This is a genomic window from Synechococcus sp. R3-13 (assembly GCF_047462195.1).
Classification (GTDB): Bacteria; Cyanobacteriota; Cyanobacteriia; order Thermostichales; family Thermostichaceae; genus Thermostichus.
Window position 1 is genome coordinate 1 of the sequence record NZ_JANSIO010000450.1, and the last position, 5,377, is coordinate 5,377.

Consider the following 5,377-nt stretch of genomic DNA (forward strand, 5'->3'; position numbering starts at 1 on the left):
TCAGGGTTTTGGGGGTTAGAGGCATGCTCTCTCTCTTGGGGATCCGACATTGCGGGCAATGGCGGAGCAGGATCCTCACCTTGGGGCAACCAAACTTGGAAATGCGTCCATCCATCCGAGCTGTTGACGGAGATATTCCCCCCCATATGCTCCACCAGTTGCTTCACCAAAGCCAGCCCCAGGCCGGTGCCGCCGTGCTTCCAGCGATCCGATTGCGGGATCCGGTAAAACTTCTCGAAGATGCGGGGCAGCTCTGGCTCTGGGATCTCGCTGCTGTTGCTGCAGACGAAGAGGATCCCCTGCCCTTCTGAGACAGCCCGCAGGTGGATGGATCCCTCGGGGGCCGTGTACTTGATGGCGTTGTGCAGCAGCTCGCGCAGAATGCGCCCCAAGCAGGTGGGGTCGGCCCAAAGCGAGGGGATCCCTGCCTCCAGGTGCAGTTGCAGGTGTTGATGTTTGGCTTGGGCCAAAGGCTGAGCCCCGTCCAGCAAATCTTGTAAATACCGCGGCAGAAAAATATTCTCTGGTTGCAGCAGATACGTCCCGGCTTCCAGCCGTCGCATATCCAGCAGGTCGTTGATGAGCTCGATTTGCCGGTTGCACTCTTTCAGGGCAATGGTGAAGTAGTGCCGCTGTTTCTCGGGGTTATCGCGGGTCATTTGCAGCATTTGCAAGGCCATGCGCACATTGGTCATGGGGGTGCGCAGCTCGTGGGAGACGGTGCTGAGGAAATCATCCTTCAGCAGATTCAGCCGCTCCAATTCCTTCACCTGCGCTTGGGCTGCTTGGTACAAACGGGCTTGGCGAATGGCCAGGGCACATAGGTTGGCCACCTGATAGGCCAGTTGAATCTCGTCTTCGGAAAACTCTTGCTCCGGCAGCCGCTCCAACAGCAAAGCTCCCAGCCGCTTCTCTTTGTCCCAAAGGGTGCAGGCCAGCAGCCGCACCCAGCGTCCTTCCTTCCGACAACAGCAGTGGATTTTCCATTTCTGCTGTGAGGAAGAATGGGACTGCAGCAGGCGCAAGAACTCCGGGTCACTGGCGTAGTCTGGCCCATGCAAGGGATCCGCCCTGTCGCCCTGAGCTGCATCAGAAGAGAGAAGGGGGGAGTAGCAGTAGCCAGGGATCCAGGTTGACCCATCTTCTAAAAGCAGCAGGACTTGGCAGCAGGTTAGGCCTAGTGCCTCGGCAAGGGCTCTGACCACTTCTTCAAGAATTTCCCCCTCGTTTAGGCTGACCACCATCCGGCTGCTGATGGCGCGCAGCACCCCCTCAAAATGCAAGGCTTGCTGCAGCTTGGCCGTGCGCAGCTCCACCTGGGCTTCCAGCTCCCGGTTGAGGGCTTGCAACTGTTGTTCTGCCCGCTTTTGCTCGGTGATCTCCCGCCCCACCGATAGGATCTCCACCAGGCGGCCTCGGCTGTCGAAAATGCCCTGATCTACCCAGCTAATCCAGCGGGACTGGCCGTTTTCTCCGGGATACTCCCGCTCGCTGCAGTAGAAAGGATGCTCAGGCGTGAGAGCAGCAAAAGCTTGCAACACCTTAGCCTGCTCTTCTTCCGGCAGCCGATCCCGCCAAGGTTGGCCCACCACCTCCTCTGCCCGCCGACCGAAGAAGCGCAAATAGGCAGGATTGACATAGGTGATGCAGGTATCGGGCCGAAAGCGACAAATGAGCTCCGTCTGCTGTTCCACCACGGCGCGGTATTCTTGCTGCTGCTGCCAGAGACGATCCAGCAGGGCCTGCTGAGCTGCTGCCGCCTGCTGCCAGGCTTTGGTTAGCGTCTGCACCTCCTGGATGGGGCCGGGATCCAAAGGAGGCCAGGGCTGGAAACCGCTTTGGATAAATTGCTCGGCTACTTGGGTGAGGCGGCGCAGGGGACGGGAGAGAGCTTCGCCGAGGAGGATCCCTGTCCCCAGCATGCTCAGCAATAGCCCACCCCCCAGCAGCGCAGCCTGTTGGGCGCTCCGATGGACTTCGGCCAGAAGGGTTGCCTCTGGGATCCCATGCACAAAATAAAAGCCCAGCCTCCCTTTACTCTGGAGGGACTCCACCTCCACCCAGTAGGGGATCCCGCCAACCACGAGGCGCAGCGAATTCTGAGAAGAGGCCGTCTCCCAGGAGCCCACCTGCTCTTGCACAGCCACCAGCAGCGGATGGGGAGCAGGCCCCGCCGTACTGGCCACCACCTGTCCTTCCTCGTCCAGCAGAAAACTCACCTCTGCAGGAGAACGGCCTTCCATCTGTTCCAGAAAGGCTTGAAGCTGCCGGACGGAGAGGGAAGCCACTAAGCTGCCGTAAACCCGCCCCCCCGAGTCGGTCAGGGATAGGGACGTCATGATCAGCCGCTCTGGATCCTGGGCAGGAAGCTCCGCAAAAAATCGGGTTACCACCCAAGTGTCGCGGATCCCTTCCGACTGCAGGAGCTGGGGAAACCAGAACAACCGCCTCAGATCCACAAAGCCTAACTGCCTCCTCAGGCCAGTGGGATCCCCTGTCTCTGGATCCCGTTGGCGGCTCTGGGCGGATCCCGGCAACAGGCCGAGTGTATGGTAAGTCCAAATTGATCCATCGGCGTGGCGGCGGGCGATCACAAACCCCCCTTGAGCCGAGACAAAGCCGACATAGCTGAGCTCAGGAAATGGCTGCAACTGGCGGGCAAAGTGAGCTTCCAAAAGCTCTAGATCGGCTGGGCTGGGGGTTGTCAAATCGGGCAGCAGCCCCCCCCTCACTGCCCCTTGATTGAGGACATTGATCTGAAGGGGAATTTGCAAATATCTGGCAAGATGCTCTTCGGTGCGGTCGGTAACTTCCCGCCTCAGTTGCTCCGTCAAGCGCAGCGCCAGGTGTCGCCCGCCCTGCCAGGAGAGATAGGCCACTCCCCCCACTCCCCCTGCTACTGAGAGCACTAGGGGCAGCAGCAACGCCACCCGCAAAGGAATGGAGCGGAAAGGCCAACGGGATTGCACTTCAGAAGAACTAGGGGAAGACGGCATGGGATCCCTCACAGAACCTCAGGCTTGGGGAGGTTCCAAAGCCCGCTGCAGAGTGCCAAGGCCGATCTCGGCCGCAATAGCCAGAAGGGCCACTGGAACCGCCCCCACCAGCAAGATGGCGTTGTCATAGAGAGCAAACCCTAGGGTAATGAAAGTACCCAGCCCTCCTGCGCCGATAAACGCTGCCAGAGTAGCACTGGCAATCACCTCAATGGTAGCCGTTTTAACACCGGCCAAGATCACCGGCAAGGCCAAAGGGATCTCCACGTGCCGTAACACCTGGCCAGGAGTCATGCCCATGCTCAGGGCAGCTTCCCGCAGGGCCGGCTCAAGGCTGCGGAAGGCCACATCCGTGCTGATCAGAATGGGGGGCAACGCCAGAAGGGTTAGAGCCACAACTGCCGAACGGAAGCTGAGGCCGAAATAGGGGATGGCCAAAAACAAAATGGCCAAACTGGGGATCACCCGCAGGCTGCTAAACGCATTGATCACCACCAGGGAAAGCATCTGGGAGCGGGAGCTGAAAAAGCCCAGCGGCAAACCCAACAGCAGCCCCATTCCCAAAGGCACCGCCACCAGTTGCAGGTGTTGGACGAAGGCTTGAAACAGCGTGTCGCTGTGGTTCTGGGCGTAGCTGAGGGAGCGGGCCAAAAGGCTCATTGCCAATCCGAGTTGCCGTCTGTATCCTGCCTATCTTCCCTAATGGTGTCTGGATCCCTGCTTGGGGGGTGGTTGGCTTCTCGCTCTTGCAAACGGCGGATTTGGGAGCGCACCTGCAAAGCAATCTGTAAAGCAGTCTCTAGGATACGACCCTGTTCGCTGGCCTGCTCGCTCACCTGCAGAGCTGTCAAAGCTGCCAAGTTATCGCCGAAGAACTCGCTCTGCTGCTCGATCAGGTCTTCGTTTTGCCGCAAGATCCGTTCGGTTTTCAAGGCGCGAATGAGATCGGCCCGGGTCAGCTTCAGGGCTTCGATCACCTCAGCCCTCTGAGCCAGCTTCACCTCGGGGTTGCCCGCTTCCACCAACTGGTCGTTGACGTGGATGGCCTGGATGATTCGGTTGTAGCGATCCACTTCCCCCAGCAAGTTCAACAGCAGCGGCATGCGGCGGCTGCGGAAAATCCAGTAGGCTTGGCCCAGAGCGGCAATGGCCGCCAGGATCCCCCATTCCACCGGCCAAGTGCCCCAAGTGGCCTGTAGGCCAGGGATCCAAATCCGCCCCACCAGAGTCAGCAGGGATCCCCCTGTCCAGAAGGTCAAGAAACGCAAGAACAAGTCCAGCGTCACCAGCAAGCGTAGGAGATCCCAGAAGGCGGAGAACTGGCGCAGACGGTCTTTAAAACGACGAACGGGCCGAGGCCGATACAACCAAGCCACCGGCACTTGAGAGAGGCTTTCAACTTGAGCTGGGGAGATGATCAGCTCTTGTAAGTCCCGCTGCATCGCCATTTGCTCTGCTGAGGCTGGGAAGTTTTCCCATTGTACTTGCGACCTTGAGCAGCTTGGGCTTGCTCAGGGATCCCTTCCCAGAAGGGAAGCTGCCTGGCCAAGTCTCGATAGAATGGGGTTCGCTGGGCTGTTTGCGTCTTCACGCCCTCGTGCTCACGTTGTAGGGCAACAGTGAGACACAAGACAGCTCGTCAAACGCAAAGGAGAAGAGCAGGGTGACCAGCCAATTGCGCCAACTGAAGGCCCATCTCGCTGAACCGGAAAACTTTGCCCCCTATGGACAGGTCATTTGCCCCACTCCCGATCACAAACCCTTCGACAGTCAAGATGCTCAGTTGTTCTTGAATCAAGGGCAGCCCCGCTTTTACATCATGCGCTTGCCTCGCCGCGGCCTCAAGTTTACTCAGATCACCCACCACATCCGCTGCACCCAGTGCCTGGGATCCCTGAATGGCAAGGAGTGGTTTATTGGTGTTGCACCGCCTGCCGATGAGCTGCACGTGGATCAGATTCAAGCCTTTCGGGTGCCTGGGGATCGCTTTATCAAGCTGGAGATGGGCACTTGGCATGCCGGCCCCTATTTTGACCACGAAGAGTTCATCGATTTCTACAACTTGGAGCTGGCCGACACCAACATCACCGATCACGAAACCATAAACTTACTCCAAACCTACAACCTGGAGTTCCAGATCACCCCCTGACAAGCTTTTGGGGATCCCTTGTCAACTTTCTCGTCAATCGGGCAAAAAGCAGCATTGATCATTGATCACAGCAATCTTTCGCTTGAGCGCAAGAAGAGTTGTGGGGATCCGTACTCCACTATGGGTGGAGAGAGAAAGTGGGCTTGGATCCCAGTCCTAGTGGATGTAGCCGACTTGGGTGAGCGTTCCTTGACTTGGGCTTAACAAAGGAGGGGCGCGGGGAGCTATAAGT

General features: G+C 58.5%; 4 protein-coding genes. 1 reads left to right on the forward strand and 3 read right to left on the reverse strand.

The annotated features are described in order from the left end of the window. From NW856_RS12830 to NW856_RS12840, 3 genes are all read right to left on the reverse strand, one after another. Positions 1–2,996, reverse strand: a 2,996-nt coding sequence (locus NW856_RS12830) for an ATP-binding protein (protein WP_414400582.1), incomplete at its 3' end; no start/stop codon positions are given. An 18-nt stretch (positions 2,997–3,014) separates the two neighbouring features. Continuing rightward, complete coding sequence (locus tag NW856_RS12835; protein ID WP_414344615.1) at positions 3,015–3,656, reverse strand: ABC transporter permease; 642 nt, start codon at positions 3,654–3,656, stop codon at positions 3,015–3,017. After that, the gene (locus NW856_RS12840; RefSeq protein ID WP_414400583.1) at positions 3,653–4,438 is read right to left on the reverse strand and encodes a hypothetical protein; all 786 of its coding nucleotides are present in this window, start codon (positions 4,436–4,438) and stop codon (positions 3,653–3,655) included. Before NW856_RS12840 ends, NW856_RS12835 begins: the two co-directional genes overlap by 4 nt. 221 nt (positions 4,439–4,659) lie before the next feature. Between NW856_RS12840 and NW856_RS12845 the strand changes: the two genes are divergently transcribed. Beyond that, on the forward strand, positions 4,660–5,145 hold the full coding sequence (locus tag NW856_RS12845; RefSeq protein ID WP_011431703.1) for an ureidoglycolate lyase: 486 nt from the start codon (positions 4,660–4,662) through the stop codon (positions 5,143–5,145). The last annotated feature ends 232 nt before the right edge of the window (positions 5,146–5,377 follow it).